The organism is Umezawaea sp. Da 62-37, from assembly GCF_032460545.1.
Taxonomy (GTDB): Bacteria; Actinomycetota; Actinomycetes; order Mycobacteriales; family Pseudonocardiaceae; genus Umezawaea.
In genome coordinates this window covers 3,529,390-3,547,481 of record NZ_CP135965.1, presented here as the reverse complement: position 1 = coordinate 3,547,481, position 18,092 = coordinate 3,529,390, and the positions used below count along the sequence as shown (strand labels likewise).

The following is an 18,092-nucleotide window of genomic DNA, read 5'->3' as shown; positions in this document are numbered from 1 at the left end:
GTGGATGGTGGTCCTCCTGCTCCTGCTGGGGGCCCTCGCGCTGTGGGGCGCCTCCGGACTGACCTGGGCCACCGGGGCGGTGCAGCGGCCGGGAGCGGCCGCCGCCACCGTCTCGAGGTCCGGCGCGGACGTGGCGCCGCAGCTGGTGCCGCTGGCGGTGCTCTGCGCCGCCGCCGTCGCCGCGGTGATCGCCCTGTCGGGGTGGGTGCGCCGGGTGCTCGGCGGTGTCGTGCTGGCCGCCGGACTCGGCGCGGGCTGGGTCGCCGCCACGACCGGTGGAACGCTCGCGCCCAGGGCGTTGGCGCTGCTCGGAGCACTGCTGGTGCTCGCGGCGGCAGTCCTGCTCCTGCTCCGCGGCCACACCCTGCCGCGCCTGGGCGGCAACTACCAGACACCCGCCGCGGCGAAGAAGGCCGCGGACCCGGACAAGGACCTGTGGCACGCCCTCGAACGCGGCGACGACCCCACCGATCGGGGCTGACCCGTGGCTGACGACGTGCTGACCCGCCTGCGCCGCACGTTCGCGCACGTCGCGGGCGCGGGTGCCTTGTGGAGCAGGGCGGATCGCGCCACCCCGGTGGCCGGTCGGATTGTCCGGCGGGGTTAGCATCCATGCGGCGGGAAGGGGATCGTGACGTGTGCGAACCGGCGACCGAGGTAGTTGGCAGCAAGGCACCGAATACCGGCCAGGCGAGCAAGTGCGAGGTGTCCGGGTGACTGTTCTCGAATCGATCATCGAAGGCGTTCGTGAGGACCTCGCCGTCCGCGAGGCGGCGCTGCCGTTCCCCGAACTGCGCCTGCGCACCACGAAGGTCGCGCCGCCGCAGGACGTGATGTCCATCCTGCGCGCGCCGGCCGTCGGCGTCATCGCCGAGGTGAAGCGGCGCAGCCCCTCCAAGGGCGACCTGGCGACCATCCCGGAGCCCGCGGACCTCGCCATGGCCTACGAGGCCGGTGGCGCGAGCGTGATCAGCGTGCTGACCGAGGAGCGCCGCTTCGGCGGGTCGCTCGCGGACTTCGACGCCGTGCGCGCCGCGGTGAAGATCCCCATGCTGCGCAAGGACTTCATCGTCAGTCCGTACCAGGTGCACGAGGCCCGGCTGCACGGCGCGGACCTGGTCCTGCTGATCGTGGCGGCGCTGGAGCAGAACGCGCTCATCGCGCTGATGGACCGCGTGGAGTCGCTCGGCATGACCGCGCTGGTCGAGGTGCACACGGCCGAGGAGGCCGACCGCGCGCTGGAGGCGGGCGCGAGCGTCATCGGCGTCAACGCCCGGAACCTGCACACCCTCGAGATCGACCGGGACGTGTTCGGCCGCATCGCGCCGGGCCTCCCGTTCGAGACGATCAAGATCGCCGAGTCCGGCGTGCGCGGCCCCGGCGACCTCATGTCGTACGCGGGCCACGGCGCGGACGCGGTCCTGGTCGGCGAGGGCCTGGTCACCGCGCCCGACCCGAAGGTGGCCGTCAACAAGCTCGTGACCGCGGGCTCGCATCCCGCCTGCCCGCGGCCCAGTCGCTAGAACCCTGGAGGAGCGCATGTCGCCAGCCGGTCACAGTGCGAGCGGACAGCTCGCGCCAACACCGCACGACCCGGACGAGCGCGGCCACTTCGGCCGCTGGGGTGGCCGGTACATGCCGGAAGCGCTCATCGCGGCCGTGGACGAGCTGGCGGTCTTCTACGAGAAGGCGCGCATCGACCCGGACTTCCTCAACGAGTTCGCCCGCCTGCTCAAGGACTACGCGGGCCGCCCGTCGCTGCTGACCGAGGCGAAGAAGTTCTCGAAGCACGCGGGCGGCGCGCGGATCTTCCTCAAGCGCGAGGACCTGAACCACACCGGTTCGCACAAGATCAACAACGTGCTGGGCCAGGCGCTGCTCACCAAGCGCATGGGCAAGAAGCGCGTGATCGCGGAGACCGGCGCGGGCCAGCACGGCGTCGCGACCGCGACCGCGTGCGCGCTGATGGACCTCGACTGCGTCGTCTACATGGGCGAGGTGGACACCGAGCGCCAGGCGCTCAACGTGGCCCGCATGCGCCTGCTCGGCGCCGAGGTCATCCCGGTCAAGACCGGCTCGCGCACGTTGAAGGACGCGATCAACGAGGCGCTGCGCGACTGGGTCGCCAACGTCGACGACACGCACTACCTGCTCGGCACGGCCGCCGGGCCGCACCCGTTCCCGGTGCTGGTGCGCGACTTCCACCGGATCATCGGCATCGAGGCGCGCGCCCAGATCCTGGAGCAGATCGACCGCCTGCCCGACGTCGTCGCGGCCTGCGTCGGCGGCGGCTCGAACGCCATCGGCATCTTCCACGGCTTCATCGACGACCCGTCCGTGCGGCTGGTCGGCCTGGAGCCCGGTGGCGACGGCATCGAGACCGACCGGCACGGCGCCACGCTCACGATGGGCACGCCCGGTTCGCTGCACGGCGCGATGTCGTACGTGATGCAGGACGAGGACGGCCAGATCACCGAGGCGCACTCCATCTCGGCGGGCCTGGACTACCCCGGTGTCGGCCCGGAGCACGCGCACCTCAAGGACCTCGGGCGCGCGGAGTACCGGCCGATCACCGACGCGGAGGCGATGGAGGCGTTCGCCCTGCTCTCGCGCACCGAGGGCATCATCCCGGCGATCGAGTCCTCGCACGCGCTCGCGGGCGCCATGAAGCTGGGCCAGGAGCTGGGCGAGGAGGCCGTGATCATGGTCAACCTGTCCGGCCGCGGCGACAAGGACATGGACACCGCCGTCAAGTGGTTCGGTCTCGGCGTCGAAGGGGAATCCCGATGAGCAGGCTCGCCCCGATGTTCGAGCAGTGCCGCGCCGAGCACCGCGCGGCCCTGATCGGCTACCTGCCCGCCGGGTACCCGACGCTCGACGGCTCCAAGGACGTGCTGCGCGCGATGGTCGACTCCGGCTGCGACCTCGTCGAGGTCGGCCTGCCGTTCTCCGACCCGGTCATGGACGGCCTGACCATCCAGGTCGCCGCCGAGCAGGCGCTGCGCGGCGGGTTCCGCGTGCGCGACCTGTTCGGCGTGGTCGAGTCCATCGCCTCCACCGGGGGCAGGGCCGTGGTCATGTCGTACTGGAACCCGATCCTGCGCTACGGCGTCGACAGGTTCGCCCGCGACCTCGCCGCGGCAGGCGGCCTCGGCCTGATCACGCCCGACCTCGTCCCCGACGAGGCCGAGGAGTGGATCGCCGCGTCCGAGGCGCACGACCTGGACCGCACCTTCCTGGTCGCGCCCTCCTCCTCCGAGGAGCGCATCGACCTCACCGCGAGGTCTTCGCGCGGCTTCCTCTACGCCACGTCCGTCATGGGCGTCACCGGTGCCCGCGACGTCGTCTCGAACCTGGCCCCGGCGCTGGTCCGCCGGGTGCGCGAGCACACCGACATCCCCGTCGGCGTCGGTCTCGGCGTCCGCTCGGGCGCCCAGGCCGCCGAGCTGGCCGCGTTCGCCGACGGCGTCATCGTCGGCTCCGCGTTCGTGACCGCCGCGGCCTCCGGTGCGGACGCCGTGCGCGCTTTGACGGAGGACCTCGCCACCGGCGTGCGCAGCGCCGTGGCACCCGCCTGATCGCTTCCGCTCGACCCGGAACGGGCCGCTCCGCCTCGTGCGGGCGGCCCGTTCCGTCGTCGTGACCTGGGCTTTCCGTGCTCGATCGGGTGAACAACGGCCGCGATGGCGGCTGAGGCCCCGAAATTGTCGGTGCCCCTGCGGACAGTGGACGCATGAACCGACCGATCCGCCCCGAGGCCCGACCAGCCGTCCCCGATAACGATCGGGCTCCGCTGGTAGAGCGGAACGCAGGGCCTACACGGCACCCGCTACCGTGGTCGCCGTGGTGACGACCTACGCGTCCGGCGCGTTCCTGGCGACGATCCCGAGCCCCTCCCAGGGGGTTTGGGAAATCGGCCCGATTCCCATTCGGGCCTACGCCCTCTGCATCATCGTGGGCATCATCGTGGCGATCTGGTGGGGTGAGCGCCGGTTCGTCGCCCGCGGCGGGCCCGCGGGCGCGGTCACCGACATCGCGGTGTTCGCGGTGCCGTTCGGCCTGGTCGGCGGTCGGCTCTACCACGTGGCCACGGACTACCAGAAGTACTTCGGCGAGGGCAAGAACCCGCTGGAGGCGCTGGCCATCTGGAAGGGCGGCCTCGGCATCTGGGGCGCCATCGCCCTCGGCGCCGTAGGCGCCTGGATCGCCTGCCGCCGCCGCGGCATCCCCCTGCCCGCCATGGCGGACGCCCTGGCCCCCGGCATCGTCCTCGCGCAGGCCATCGGCAGGCTGGGCAACTACTTCAACCAGGAGCTGTACGGCGGAACCACCACCCTGCCGTGGGGCCTGGAGATCTACGAACGCGTCGACCCGGCCACCGGCCTGAAGGACGACCTCGCGGGCGTCGCGGTCGACCACACCCCGATCGACATCGTGCACCCCACGTTCCTCTACGAACTGCTGTGGAACGTCGGCGTCGCCATCCTCATCGTGTGGGCCGACCGCAAGTTCCGCCTCGGGCACGGCCGGGTGTTCGCGCTCTACGTCGCCGGCTACACGGCGGGCCGGTTCTGGATCGAACTGATGCGCACCGACGAGGCCACGCACGTCTTCGGACAGCGGATCAACGTCCTGGTGTCCGTCGTGGTGTTCATCGGCGCGGTTGTCGCGTTCTTCCTCGCCAAGAGCAAGGGCGACCGCGAAGACCTCAGCCACATCCCCGCCTTGGACGCCCCGAAGCCCACGGCTGAGACCGAGGACAAGGCGGACGACCACGCAGCCGTCGCAGCCGAGCCCGAAGCCGTGACGGTGCCGGACACCAAACCGGAACCGGATCCCGACCCGACCGTGAAGGCAGCGGAGACCAAGCCATCGGTGGAGAAGTCGGAATAGCGAGCAAGCAGGCCGGATGAGCACGGCGCTGAACAAACGCGCCGACTGATCACAAAGCCGAGCAGACGCACCGATTGGCCGCAGCCGATCAAACTGGCTGGTTGACCAGGGAACCGAGCGCGCCCGCACCTTGTGCGGCCGATTTGACTTGGGGTTTTTGGCCCTACGCTTGCTCAGCGGGCAGGCTTTTCACCCCTGCCCCTTTTGGGCCCGCAGGGCCAAAAAGAGGGGCCCCAAGTCAAATCGGCCGCACCCGGAGACCTTGGGCACCGCTGCCCAGTTTTGAGCTGCTGACAATCAGACCCGGTCTAGCGCGGCGGCCCACCACCCCCACTCCGCCTACCATCTCGCCATGCGCATCCTCGTCGTCGAAGATGACGACCGGGTGGCTCGAGGGCTGCTCACCGCTTTGCGGCACGCCGGCTACGAGGTCCACCGGGTCGGCACTGCCGCTGCCGCCCTCGCCGCGCCGCCCGCCGACGTGGTCCTCCTCGACCTGGGCCTCCCCGACGGCGACGGCCTCGACGTCCTCCGTGAACTGCGCCGTCGCCAAGCCGTCGCGGTCATCACCGTCACCGCCAGGGGCGAGGAACGCGAACGCGTCCTGGGTCTGCGAGCCGGCGCCGACGACTACGTCGTCAAACCCTTCGGCACGGCCGAACTCCTGGCCCGCATAGAAGCCGTCCTCCGGCGCACCCGCACCGCACGGGCGTCCAACGAGTCATCCCGCTCGATGGCACTCGGCCCCTTGGTGCTCGACGCGTCGACCAGGACCGTCACCCTTCGGGACGTCCCGATGTCCTTGACCCGCAAGGAATTCGACCTCCTCGCCCTGCTGGTGGGCCGGGCGGGCGCCGTGGTCAGTCGCGACCTGATCGTCGACCAGGTCTGGCAGTCGCACTGGGAAGCCCCCTCGCGCACCCTCGACACCCACATCGCAGCCCTTCGCGGCAAGCTCGGCGACGGCGTCCGGATCGAGACGATCCGGGGTGTCGGCTACCGGGTGACCGAGGCCTGATGCTCCGTCGGCTGCTGATCCTCATCGTGCCGCTGCTCGTCGCCCTGGTGGCGGCGCTCGGCGTGCCGCTGGCGTTCGCGGTGGTGCAGCAGGAGACGCAGGAGACCTACCTGGACCGGCTCGGCGATGCCAGCCGGTTCGCGTCGCTCGCGGAGAACGCGCTGGCCTCGGGGAGGCTGACGGCGTTGCGGGGTGAGCTGGAGCGGTACGACGAGCTGTACGGGGTGCAGGTCGCGCTGGTCGCGACGGACAACCGGGTCGTCGCCAGTTCGCGGCCGGAGGTCGAGTTGACGTCGCCCGCGATCGCGGCGGGGCTGCGGGCGGCGTTCGGCGGGTTCCGCGGTGACACCGACCAGACGGTGTGGCCGTGGGAGGACGTGTCGCTGGTGGTGGTCGAACCGGTCGGCCGGGACAGCGAGGTGGTGGCCGCGGTGGTGACGGTGTCGCCGACGGACCGGTTGCGGGCATCGGTGTTGCGGCAGTGGGGGCTGCTGGGGCTGGTCGGTCTGATCCCGATGATGGGCGTGGTGCTGGTGGCGTGGCCGATGTCGCGGTGGGTGCTGCGCCCGGTGCGGCGGCTGGACGAGGCCACGGCCGCCGTCGCGGGAGGCCGTTTGGACACGCGGGCCGACGAGGTCGGGGGGCCGCCTGAGCTGCGGCGGCTGGCGCGGTCGTTCAACACCATGGTCGACGTCGTCAGTCGGGCCCTGCGCCGGCAGCGGGCGTTCGTGTCGGACGCCTCCCACCAGCTGCGCAACCCGCTGGCGAGTCTCCGGCTGGCTGTCGACAACCTCGCGCCGCACGTGTCCGGTGAAGGCTTGGAGGCGCAGCGGATCGCGGTCGACGAGGCCGAGGAGATGGGGCGCGTGCTCGACGCCCTGCTGGCCGCGACCCGGCTCGACAGCGCTTCCGCCGCCGAGCCGGTCGAGGTGGACGCCCTGCTTGCGACCCACGTGTCCGGGTGGCGCGCGGTGGCCGGGCAGGCCGGGATGACCCTGCGGGTCGAGGTGCCCGCCGAGCTGACCGTGCTGGCGCCACCGGGTGGCCTGGGCAGCGTGCTCGACGAACTGGTCGGCAACGCGGTCAAGCTGTCCGGCGGTACGTCCGTGACGATCTCGGCGCTTCCGGCGGGCCCGTGGGTCGAGCTGCACGTGGCCGACGACGGCGGTGGACTCGCCGAAGACGAGCGGGCCGAGGCGGTGCGGCGGTTCTGGCGGGCCCCCAAGCACCAGAACGTCGCGGGCACCGGCCTCGGCCTGTCGATCTGCGCCGAGCTGGTCGCCTCGGCCGGTGGTGAGTTCCGCTTGGACTCCGCGAAGCCGCACGGCGTGGACGCGGTGATCCGCCTGAACACCGCGGCGGGTGTCGCCGACACCCGCCACGGTGTGGATCAGGGGCGCTGATCCGTGTGGTCCACGATGGACATCTTGACCACGGCGCTGGTGTTGGTGCCGAGGTACTCGTAGGTGTTCGCGTCGAACACCAGAACGACCGGCTCCTTCGGGCCTTCCAAGGTCATGCCGGGCGGAAGAGTGCCCTTGAGTTCCGGCATCGGCCAGGTGATGCCGACGCCCGGCCTGCCCGACCCGTCCACGGCGTTCGGCACGACCGTCAGACCGGGAAGCCGCGACGCCGCCTCGAACAGCGCGGCGCGCGTCGCGGCCGGCAGGAGGGAATGCGACATCAGGCCGCCCACGGCCGCGCCCCGGATGGTCACGCCCACGTTCGTGACGATGGTGTCGTCGTCGGGCAGTTCGCCGGTTTGCCGGTTCAGGTAGGCGAGCATGTCGTCGGCGTTCGTCGGCAGGTCGGTCCGGTAGCCGATGTGCCGATTGCAGTCCGGCTCGGGCACACCAGGGACCGGTACCGAGATGTCGTAGCCACCCTCCTTCAGCTCGGAGTGTCCACCATTGCAGTCCCACACCACCCTGGTCTGGTCCGGCATGATCTGAAACGCGTCCCGCGTCCCGTCGACCGCCTGCCAGAACTCCTCCTTGCCCCAGTCGCCCTCGGTCAGCGTGTAGACGTACTGGTCGGGACGGGGCACGACCTCGGGCTGGGACAGCGTCCTCTCCGCGGCGAGGCGCAGGACCTGGATCGCGGTCGGCGTCCCCTGGGCGACCGCGGTGGTGTCGCCCGTGGTGAGGTCGCCCACGGGCGCCAGCGTGATCACCGCGGCGACGGCGGCCGCGAGCCCGACGGCGGTTCCCCCGACGAGGGCGAACCGGGACCGGCGTCGCAGCAGGCGCACGGGAGCGGGTTCGGTCATCCCCGCGAGCAGCCGATCGCGGGCGGGCGCCAGGTCGGCGCGGTTCGGCAGGGGCGTCTCGTCGCCCAGTTCACGCACGAAGGTCAGGTCATCCATTGCTCAGCAGCTCCTCGAGAACGGTGTTGTGGTCCTGCGCCCCCAGGACTTCCCGGACCTTCCGGCGGGCGCGGTTGAGTCGGGAGCGCACGGTGCCGACCGGGATCTTCAGCGCCGACGCGACCTCGTCGTAGGTGAGCTGCTCCCACGCGATCAGCAGCAGCACGTCCCGGTCCGGTGTCGCCAGGCTCGCCAGGGCGCTCGCCAGCGACGCGCGCAGGGACTGGGCCGTCACGTCGGCGGCGACCCGGTCCGCGTGGCAGGCCTCGGCGGGCGCGGGGGCGATCGCCTCCCGCAGCCGGTACCGCCGCACCTCGGTGCGGCGGTGCTGCCCGACCACGTGGGTGGCGATCCCGTACAGCCACGGCCTGGCGTCCGGACGGCCGCCGTCGTAGCTCTTCCGCTTGGCGAACGCGGCCAAGAAGGTCTCCGCGACCAGGTCGTCGGCCGCTTCCCCGCCGAGCCGTCGAGCCAGGTACCGCTGGATGTGCGGAGCGTGCCGGTCGAAGATCGTGGCGAAGTGCTCCGGTTCATGCCACGACCGCTCGATGAGTTCGGCGTCGGTTGGTGTCATGGTCGCCTTTCGGACTGGGTTCACCCCGTTATCCGCAGAACGCCCGGAACGAGTTCACGGCCGCACCGCGACCGGTGGAACCTCAGCGCTTGACCGACCTGAACCAGCGCTCGGCGCCGGGGTGCAGGGGGACGCCGCCGGTGGCGATGCCGGTGCGGACGTTGATCCGGCTTGCCTCCGGGTGGCCCGCGACGATGCGCTCGGACTCGGTGAACACCGTCCTGGTCACCACCTCCACCACGTCGTCGGCCAGCGACGTGGAGGCCAGCAGGAGGTTCGGGACGGACACGGTCTGGCACGGGCCGAGGTCGCCGTAGGTCGTGGCCGGGATGGTGACCGGGACGTAGGGGCCCTGGAAGGCGTTGGCCAGCGCGACGGCCTGGTCGGCCAGCGGCACCAGGCGGATCGGGAACCCGCCGACCAGCCCGCTGATCGCCGGGGTGGGGATGCCGGTGAGGGCCAGGAACGCCTCGATCGTCCCGGCTTCCAGCTGCCGGGCGGATTCGGAGTGGGCCATCCGGACGTCGTCCGCCTTCACCCCGAGCAGCCGGAACAGGCGCATGGCGGTGAACTCGGTGCCGGACTCGACCGGGCCGAAGGAGACGCGGCGGCCCGCGAGGTCGGCGAACGCCCTGATCGGCGACGACTCCGGGACGACCAGGTGCAGGAAGCTGTCGTAGAGCCTGCCGATGGCGCTGATGCCGTCCAGGGTCGGCAGGTCGGCCACCGAGTCCAAAGAGGACAGTCCGAGCTGCGCCCCGCCCTCCTTGAGCAGCCGCAGGTTCTCCACGGACGCGCTGCTGGGCCTGGCGACCACGCGGGTGTCGGGCAGCTGGTCGGCCAGCGCCGCCGCCAGCGCCGCGCCTACCTCGCGGAACACCGCGCCGTCCGGGCCGGTGGCGAGGACCAGTTCGGCGAGCTCCGGGGTGGCCGTGGACGTGCACGCGGCCATCGGGACGCCCGCCGCGAGAGCGGCCAGCAGCACCGTGCGACGGCTGAGCGACACGAGACGGAGGGTACGCCGTCCGGCCGCGTGAACCGCGCGTGGCGGACTTGTTACGTCAGGTGGATCCCAAGTTTCCGCCGTGTTCCTTGTCGCGCGGGACACCTGTGCCCAGGATCACGAACCAACTCTTCCCACCCCCACCATTGGAGGCGACGTGGCCGCCAGTCCGCCCGCAGCGGCGCGCAAGCCGCTCTACCGGCACCTGTACTTCTGGGTGCTGGTCTCGATCGTCCTCGGCGTGGTCGTCGGCTACGCGTTCCCGGTGCAGGCCAGCGGGATGAAGTGGCTCGCCGACCTGTTCGTGGCGCTGGTGAAGGTCGTCATCGCGCCGACGATCTTCTGCACCATCGTCGTGGGCATCGCCGGGCTCGGCAACCTCGCCAAGGCGGGTGGGCTCGCGCTCCGCACGATCCTCTACTTCACCGCCATGACGCTGGTGGCCCTCGTCATCGGCCTCGTCGTCGTGAACGTGGTCCAGCCCGGCCACCACGGCGCCACCATCCCGATCAAGGACAGCGTCGCCGAGAAGACCCTCCAGGACGCGTCCAGCGCCGACACCGGCATAACCGGGTTCGTGCTGAGCCTGGTGCCGAAGTCGTTCGTCAGCGCCTTCACCGACGGCCAGCTGATCCAGGTGCTCGTGATCGCCGTCCTGGTCGCCGTCGCCGTGGCGGGCATGGGGGCGCGCGGCGCCAAGGTCGTGTCCGCGCTCGACACGTTCGCCAAGGTCATGTTCGGCGTCATCAAGATCGTCATGTACGCGGCGCCGATCGGCGCGTTCGGCGGCATCGCCTACACGATCGGCAAGTTCGGCGGCAGCATCCTGGGCAAGCTCGCCTGGCTGATGGGGTCGTTCTACGTCACCTGCGTGCTGTTCGTCTTCCTGGTGCTCGGCGGCGTCTCGTACTACGCCGGGTTCAACATCCTCAAGTTCCTGCGCTACATCAAGGACGAGCTGCTGATCGTGCTCGGCACGTCCTCCAGCGAGACGGTCCTGCCGCGGATGCTGGTCAAGCTGGAGGCGGCGGGCGCGGAGAAGTCCGTGGTCGGCCTGACCATCCCGACCGGCTACTCGTTCAACCTCGACGGCACGTGCATCTACCTGACGATGGGCGCGCTGTTCATCGCCCAGGCCACCGGCACCGATGTCAGCATCGGCACCCAGATCGGCCTGCTGCTGTTCATGCTGCTCGCCAGCAAGGGCGCGGCGGGCGTCACGGGCGCGGGCCTGGTGACCCTCGCCGCCTCCCTCCAGGCGTTCGAGGCGAACAGCGCCATCCCCGCGGTCGGCATCGCGCTCATCGTCGGCATCGACCGGTTCATGTCCGAGGCGCGGGCGATCACGAACGTCATCGGCAACGGCGTCGGCACCCTCGTGATCGCCCGCTGGCAGAACCAGCTCGACCGCGACCGGCTGCGGGAGGTGCTCGACAACCCGTCGCTCGTGGACGTCGACCACCTCATCGACCAGCAGCACGCCGGTGACGACGTCCCCGACGGCGACGGCAGGCGCGACACCGTCCCGGCGGGCGCCCACTAGACCACCGGCCGCGGGTCCCGCCGCCGCGCACACCCCCCACGCAGCGCGCGGTGTCGGGGCCCGCCTTCCCGACCCGCCAGGGCCGCCTTCGGGCGGCTCTGGCGGCGTTGCGGGGTGGACGGCTCCGCGACTGCGCGCCACCACCGGAACGACTGGTCCTGTTACCGCCCGCTAACCAGGGCGTATGCCCCGCCACCAGCGCTGGAGCCGCGGGAACCGGTGGTGGACCTGGTGTTGTCAAGCTCTCATCGCCGCGCGGGTGCGAACGTGCTCGGATATGCTGCCCGGTTGTAACCGATTGCGCCTTGTCGTCCCGACAGCCCGAATCGTTACGCGATCATGGGCAACACCATCCATCGGAGGGTGATTCCAGGTTTCGCGGCTGTTAAGGTCGCGTCAACACGCGGGCCATCGTCGTCCCGTGCCCAGAGACCGTCATCCCAGGTCTGAGCACGAGGACATCGTTCTTCACAGGACGACGAAGGAGGTCTGCGCTGTGATCTTCTCCGCCATCCCGGCCCCTCAGGGCCTCTACGACCCCACTGCGGAGCGCGACGCTTGCGGTGTGGCGATGGTGGCCGACATCCAGGGTCGGCGTTCGCACGGAATCGTGGTCGACGCGCTCACCGCGTTGGCCAACCTCGAACACCGGGGCGCCGCGGGTGCCGAGCCGACCAGCGGTGACGGTGCGGGCATCCTGCTCCAGCTCCCCGACGAGTTCCTCCGCGCGGTGGTCGACTTCGACCTGCCGGCGCGCGGGAGCTACGCGGCGGGGGTGGCGTTCCTGCCCCTGGACGCCGACGAGCGCGCCAAGGCCGTGGACACGGCCGAGCGGATCGCCGCCGAGGAGGGCCTCGTGGTCCTGGGCTGGCGCGACGTGCCGGTCGACCCGGTGGCCGCCGACGTCGGTCCGACCGCGCTGTCGGTGGTCCCGCACTTCGCGATGCTGTTCGTGGCCTCGGCCGACGACGCGGCCGTCGAGGGCGTCGAACTGGACCGGTTGACCTTCGGCCTGCGCAAGCGGGTCGAGCACGCGAACGTCGGCACGTACTTCCCGTCGCTGTCCGCGCGCACCCTGGTCTACAAGGGCATGCTCACGACCGGGCAGCTGCCCGCGTTCTTCCCGGACCTGCGCGACGAGCGGCTCGCCTCCGCCATCGCGCTGGTGCACTCGCGCTTCTCCACCAACACGTTCCCGTCGTGGCCGCTCGCGCACCCGTTCCGGTACGTGGCGCACAACGGCGAGATCAACACCGTCCGCGGCAACCGGAACCGGATGCGCGCCCGCGAGGCGCTGCTCCGCTCCGACCTGATCCCCGGCGACCTGACTAGGCTGTTCCCGATCTGCGACGCCGAGGGTTCGGACTCGGCGTCGATGGACGAGGTCCTGGAGCTGCTGCACCTGGGCGGCCGGTCGCTGCCGCACGCGGTGATGATGATGATCCCCGAGGCCTGGGAGAACCACGCCACGATGAAGCCCGCGCAGCGGGCGTTCTACCAGTTCCACGCCAGCCTGATGGAGCCGTGGGACGGCCCCGCCTGCGTCACGTTCACCGACGGCTCGCTGGTCGGCGCGGTCCTGGACCGCAACGGCCTGCGCCCGGCCCGCTGGTGGCAGACCGCCGACGGCAGGGTCGTGCTGGCCAGCGAGACCGGCGTGCTGGACGTGCCGCCGAGCCAGGTCGTGGCCAAGGGCCGCCTCCAGCCGGGCCGCATGTTCCTGGTGGACACCGAGGCGGGCCGGATCGTCGACGACGCCGAGATCAAGGCCGGGCTCGCCGACGACCACCCGTACGAGGAGTGGCTGCACGCGGGCCTGCTCCAGCTCGACGACCTCGCCGACCGCGAGCACGTCGTGCAGAGCCACGAGTCCGTCGTGCGCCGCCAGCTCACCTTCGGCTACACCGAGGAGGAGCTGCGCATCCTGCTGGCGCCCATGACGGTCGGCGGCATGGAGCCGCTGGGCTCGATGGGCACCGACACCCCCGTGGCCGCGCTGTCGAAGCGGTCCCGGCTGCTCTACGACTACTTCGTGCAGAACTTCGCCCAGGTAACGAACCCGCCGCTGGACGCGATCCGCGAGGAGATCGTCACGTCGGTGTCGCGCGTGATGGGGCCCGAGCAGAACCTGCTCGGGCCGTCCCCGGTGTCGTGCAGGCACATCCAGCTCGACTACCCCGTCATCGACAACGACGAGCTGGCCAAGCTCATCCACATCAACGACGACGGCGACCTGCCCGGCTTCGCGTGCACCGTCCTTTCCGGACTGTACAAGGTGGACGGTGGTGGCGATGAGCTCGCCGCGGCCGTCGAGCGGGTGCGCCGCGAGGCGTCGGAGGCCATCGCGAACGGCGCCCGCACGCTGGTGCTGTCCGACCGCGACTCCGACCACCGGATGGCGCCGATCCCGTCGCTGCTGCTGGTCTCCGCGGTGCACCACCACCTGGTGCGCACCAAGGAGCGGCTGCGCGTCGCGCTCGTCGTCGAGTCCGGCGACGCCCGCGAGGTGCACCACATCGCGGCCCTGCTGAGCTACGGCGCCGCGGCGGTCAACCCGTACCTGGCGTTCGAGACGATCGAGGACCTGGTCAACCAGGGCGCGATCACCGGCATCGAGCCGCGCAAGGCCGTGCGCCAGTACGTGGGCGCGCTGGTCAAGGGCGTCCTGAAGATCATGTCCAAGATGGGCATCTCCACCGTCGGCGCCTACACCGCGGCGCAGGTCTTCGAGGCCATGGGCCTGGCGCACGACCTGCTCAACGAGTACTTCACCGGCACGGTGTCCAAGCTCGGCGGCGTCGGCCTCGACGTGCTCGCCGAGGAGGTCGCGATCCGGCACCGCCGGGCGTTCCCGGACAACCCGACCGACCGCTCGCACCGGCGCCTGGAGGTCGGCGGCGAGTACTCCTACCGCCGCGAGGGCGAGCTGCACCTGTTCTCCCCGGAGACGGTGTTCCTGCTCCAGCACGCCACGAAGACCCGCAAGACCGAGGTCTACCGGCAGTACACCGAGGAGGTCGAGCGGCTGGCCCGCGAGGGCGGCACGCTGCGCGGCCTGTTCGAGCTGCTCACGCAGGGCCGCACCCCGGTGCCGATCGACGAGGTCGAGCCGGTCTCCTCCATCGTCAAGCGCTTCAACACCGGTGCCATGTCCTACGGCTCCATCTCGGCCGAGGCGCACGAGACCCTGGCCATCGCGATGAACCGGCTGGGCGGTCGGTCCAACAGCGGCGAGGGCGGCGAGGACCGCGAACGCCTCTACGACCCCGAGCGGCGCTCGGCGGTCAAGCAGGTCGCGTCCGGCCGGTTCGGCGTGACCAGCGAGTACCTGGTCAACGGCACCGACATCCAGATCAAGATGGCGCAGGGCGCGAAGCCCGGCGAGGGCGGGCAGCTGCCCGGCTACAAGGTGTACCCATGGATCGCGCGCACCCGGCACTCCACGCCGGGCGTCGGCCTCATCTCGCCGCCGCCGCACCACGACATCTACTCCATCGAGGACCTGGCCCAGCTCATCCACGACCTGAAGAACGCCAACGAGCAGGCCCGCGTGCACGTGAAGCTGGTCAGCGAGATCGGCGTGGGCACGGTCGCGACGGGCGTGGCGAAGGCGCACGCGGACGTCGTGCTGATCTCCGGCCACGACGGCGGCACCGGCGCGTCCCCGCTCAACTCGCTCAAGCACGCCGGTACGCCGTGGGAGATCGGGCTCGCCGAGACGCAGCAGACGTTGCTGCTCAACGGTTTGCGCGACCGCATCACGGTCCAGGTCGACGGCGCGCTGCGCACCGGCCGCGACGTCGTGGTGGCCGCGCTGCTCGGCGCCGAGGAGTTCGGCTTCGCCACCGCGCCGCTGATCGTCGCGGGCTGCGTGATGATGCGCGTCTGCCACCTCGACACCTGCCCGGTCGGCGTCGCCACGCAGAACCCGGTGCTCCGCGCGCGCTACACCGGCCAGGCCGACCACGTGGTGAACTTCTTCGAGTTCGTCGCGCAGGAGGTCAGGGAACACCTGGCGGCACTGGGTTTCCGCACGATCGACGAGGCCGTGGGCCACGCCGAGCTGCTGAACACCGACCCCGCCATGGAACACTGGAAGGCCTCCGGGCTGGACTTGTCGCCGGTGTTCGCCGTGCCCGAGACCCGCTACCCGTCGGCGAGGCGCCGCGTCCGCGACCAGGACCACGGCCTCGCCCACGCCCTGGACCGCACGCTGCTCCAGCTCGCCGAGGGCGCGCTCGAGGACGCCATCCCGGTGCGGCTGGAACTGCCGGTGCGCAACGTGAACCGCACCGTCGGCACGCTGCTCGGCGCGGAGGTCACCCGCCGCTTCGGCGGCGACGGCCTGCCCGACGACACGATCCACGTCCGGCTCACCGGGTCCGCGGGCCAGTCGCTCGGCGCGTTCCTGCCCGCCGGCATCACGCTGGAGATGGTCGGCGACGCCAACGACTACGTCGGCAAGGGCCTGTCCGGCGGCCGGATCGTGGTGCGCCCGCACGAGGACTCGGCGTTCGCCGCCGAGCAGCAGGTGATCGCGGGCAACGTGATCGGCTACGGCGCGACCAGCGGGGAGATCTTCCTGCGCGGCCGGGTCGGCGAGCGCTTCTGCGTCCGCAACTCGGGTGCGATCGCGGTGGCCGAGGGCGTGGGCGACCACGCGTTCGAGTACATGACCGGCGGCCGCGCGGTGGTGCTCGGCCCGACCGGCCGCAACCTCGCCGCGGGCATGTCCGGCGGCATCGCCTACCTGCTGGATCTCGACCCCGCCAACGTGAACAAGGCGATGGTCGAGTTGCAGCGCCCGTCACCGGACGACCTCCGCTGGCTCAAGGAGACCGTCACCCGGCACCACCAGCTCACCGGTTCGGCGGTGGCCGCGTCGCTGCTCGGCGACTGGCCCCGGCGTTCCGCCGCGTTCACCAAGGTCATGCCCCGCGACTACCAGCGCGTGCTCGAAGCGATGAGGCTCGCCCGCGCGGAGGGCAGGGACGTCGACACGGCGATCATGGAGGCCTCCCGTGGCTGACCCGCACGGTTTTCTGAAGAACGACCGCGCCGACGCGAAGAAGCGCCCGGCGACCGAGCGCGTCGAGGACTGGCGCGAGGTCTACCTGGACCTCGAACCCGAGGTGCGCGAGAAGCAGGTCCGCACCCAGGCCGGGCGCTGCATGGACTGCGGCATCCCGTTCTGCCACTCCGGTTCCGCCGGTTGCCCGCTGGGCAACCTGATCCCGGAGTGGAACGACCTGGTCCGCCGCGGCGACTGGGAACTGGCCTCGGACCGCCTGCACGCCACCAACAACTTCCCGGAGTTCACCGGGCGGCTGTGCCCCGCGCCGTGCGAGGCGGCGTGCGTGCTGGCGATCACCCCGGACGCCGGGGGAGCGGTCGCGATCAAGCGCGTCGAGCAGGCCATCGCCGACGTGTCGTGGGAGCAGGGACTGGTGCGCGCCAGCCAGTCCACGGTCTCCTCCGGCCGCAAGGTCGCCGTCGTCGGCTCCGGCCCGGCCGGTCTGGCCGCCGCGCAGCAGCTGACCCGCGCGGGCCACCACGTCACGGTGTTCGAGCGCGACGACCGCCTCGGCGGCCTGCTGCGCTACGGCATCCCCGAGTTCAAGATGGAGAAGAAGGTCCTCGACCGGCGGCTGGCGCAGCTCCGCAAGGAGGGCACCAAGTTCGTCACCGGCGTCGAGGTCGGCGTGGACCTCACCGTGGAGCAGTTGCGCGCCAAGTTCGACGCCGTCGTGCTCGCCGTCGGCGCCCTGCGCGGCCGCGACGACACGACCACGCCGGGCCGCGGCCTCGCGGGCGTCCACCTCGCCATGGACCACCTCGTGCCCGCCAACCGGGCCGTCGAGGGCGACGGCCCGTCACCGCTGTCCGCCGCGGGCAAGCACGTGGTGATCATCGGCGGCGGCGACACCGGCGCCGACTGCTTCGGGACGGCCGTCCGCGAAGGCGCGGCGTCCGTGCTCCAGCTCGACCAGTACCCCATGCCGCCCGCGCAGCGCGACGACGCGCGCTCCCCGTGGCCGGTGTGGCCGTGGATCCTGCGTACCTACGCGGCCCACGAGGAGGCGGGCGAACGGAAGTTCGCCGTCGCGGTGGAGAGCTTCGAGGGCGACGCCGAAGGCCACGTCCGCGAGATCAAGCTGCGCAAGGTCCGGGTCGAGAAGGACGCCGACGGTCGCCGCCAGGTGGTCCCGATGTCCGAGGAGATCGAGGTCCTGCCCGCCGACATGGTGCTGCTGGCCATCGGCTTCGAGGGCGTCGAGCACATGAGGCTGCTGGACGACCTGGACATCGCGCTCACCCCGCGCGGCACGATCTCGTGCGGCGCCGACTGGCAGACCACCGCGCCCGGCGTGTTCGTGTGCGGGGACGCCCACCGCGGCGCCTCGCTGGTCGTGTGGGCGATCGCCGAGGGCCGCTCGGTGGCGAACGCCGTCGACCGCTTCCTCACCGGCTCCTCCGACCTGCCGTCGCCGGTGGTCCCGAACCTGATCCCGCTGGCGGTCGTGTGACCCGTTGTCCGGTCACGACAACGGAGTCGTGACCGGACAACGCCATTCCTCCCGGAGTCGCGGGCCGTCATTCCCGGCCGCCCGACGACGTCCGGTCGACGGATTCACGTCGTGGTGCAACACCCGGCGCGGCACTGGTGGAAACCCCGATGCGGCGCGTCCGGCGCGT

Annotated in this window: 13 protein-coding genes; 10 read left to right on the top strand and 3 right to left on the bottom strand. The window is 71.4% G+C overall.

What is annotated here, in order from left to right; all coding sequences use genetic code 11:
- The first annotated feature begins 4 nt into the window (after window positions 1-4).
- The 7 genes from RM788_RS15530 to RM788_RS15500 all read left to right on the top strand — a co-directional run bounded on the left by RM788_RS15530 (window position 5) and on the right by RM788_RS15500 (window position 7,314).
- Window positions 5-481 carry a Trp biosynthesis-associated membrane protein gene (locus RM788_RS15530; protein ID WP_315932380.1) on the top strand — a complete coding sequence of 159 codons (477 nt, stop codon included), beginning with the start codon at window positions 5-7 and terminating at the stop codon, window positions 479-481.
- A 232-nt stretch (window positions 482-713) separates the two neighbouring features.
- Window positions 714-1,523, top strand: coding sequence for an indole-3-glycerol phosphate synthase TrpC (gene trpC / locus RM788_RS15525; protein WP_315932379.1), 810 nt, complete (start codon window positions 714-716; stop codon window positions 1,521-1,523).
- 16 nt (window positions 1,524-1,539) lie between these two features.
- Complete coding sequence (gene trpB, locus RM788_RS15520; protein ID WP_315932378.1) at window positions 1,540-2,790, top strand: tryptophan synthase subunit beta; 1,251 nt, start codon at window positions 1,540-1,542, stop codon at window positions 2,788-2,790.
- Window positions 2,787-3,578, top strand: a complete 792-nt coding sequence (gene trpA / locus RM788_RS15515) for a tryptophan synthase subunit alpha (RefSeq protein WP_315932377.1) — start codon at window positions 2,787-2,789, stop codon at window positions 3,576-3,578. Before trpB ends, trpA begins: the two co-directional genes overlap by 4 nt.
- A gap of 265 nt (window positions 3,579-3,843) precedes the next feature.
- Window positions 3,844-4,893, top strand: coding sequence for a prolipoprotein diacylglyceryl transferase (lgt, locus tag RM788_RS15510; RefSeq protein WP_315932376.1), 1,050 nt, complete (start codon window positions 3,844-3,846; stop codon window positions 4,891-4,893).
- 352 nt (window positions 4,894-5,245) lie between these two features.
- Window positions 5,246-5,911: a response regulator transcription factor gene (locus tag RM788_RS15505; protein WP_315932375.1), complete on the top strand. Its 666-nt coding sequence runs from the start codon at window positions 5,246-5,248 to the stop codon at window positions 5,909-5,911.
- On the top strand, window positions 5,911-7,314 hold the full coding sequence (locus tag RM788_RS15500; RefSeq protein ID WP_315932374.1) for a sensor histidine kinase: 1,404 nt from the start codon (window positions 5,911-5,913) through the stop codon (window positions 7,312-7,314). Before RM788_RS15505 ends, RM788_RS15500 begins: the two co-directional genes overlap by 1 nt.
- On the opposite strand, the gene RM788_RS15495 is transcribed toward RM788_RS15500, so the two are convergent.
- The 3 genes from RM788_RS15495 to RM788_RS15485 form a co-directional block, all read right to left on the bottom strand.
- Window positions 7,302-8,276 (bottom strand): CU044_5270 family protein, encoded by a 975-nt coding sequence (locus RM788_RS15495; protein WP_315932373.1) that lies wholly within the window; start codon window positions 8,274-8,276, stop codon window positions 7,302-7,304. The genes RM788_RS15500 and RM788_RS15495 overlap by 13 nt on opposite strands.
- Window positions 8,269-8,850, bottom strand: a complete 582-nt coding sequence (locus RM788_RS15490) for an RNA polymerase sigma factor (RefSeq protein ID WP_315932372.1) — start codon at window positions 8,848-8,850, stop codon at window positions 8,269-8,271. Before RM788_RS15490 ends, RM788_RS15495 begins: the two co-directional genes overlap by 8 nt.
- Before the next feature lie 82 nt (window positions 8,851-8,932).
- Window positions 8,933-9,856, bottom strand: coding sequence for a TAXI family TRAP transporter solute-binding subunit (locus RM788_RS15485; RefSeq protein WP_315932371.1), 924 nt, complete (start codon window positions 9,854-9,856; stop codon window positions 8,933-8,935).
- 154 nt (window positions 9,857-10,010) lie between these two features.
- Here RM788_RS15485 and dctA point away from each other — a divergent pair, with 154 nt between their 5' ends.
- The 3 genes from dctA to RM788_RS15470 all read left to right on the top strand — a co-directional run bounded on the left by dctA (window position 10,011) and on the right by RM788_RS15470 (window position 17,923).
- The gene (gene dctA / locus RM788_RS15480) at window positions 10,011-11,396 is read left to right on the top strand and encodes a C4-dicarboxylate transporter DctA (RefSeq protein WP_315932370.1); all 1,386 of its coding nucleotides are present in this window, start codon (window positions 10,011-10,013) and stop codon (window positions 11,394-11,396) included.
- A gap of 496 nt (window positions 11,397-11,892) precedes the next feature.
- A complete protein-coding gene (gene gltB / locus RM788_RS15475) occupies window positions 11,893-16,425 on the top strand; it encodes a glutamate synthase large subunit (protein ID WP_315932369.1) in 4,533 nt (1,510 codons plus the stop codon).
- Window positions 16,418-17,923 carry a glutamate synthase subunit beta gene (locus RM788_RS15470; protein WP_315932368.1) on the top strand — a complete coding sequence of 502 codons (1,506 nt, stop codon included), beginning with the start codon at window positions 16,418-16,420 and terminating at the stop codon, window positions 17,921-17,923. The genes gltB and RM788_RS15470 overlap by 8 nt, the downstream gene beginning before the upstream one ends.
- Window positions 17,924-18,092: the final 169 nt, after the last annotated feature.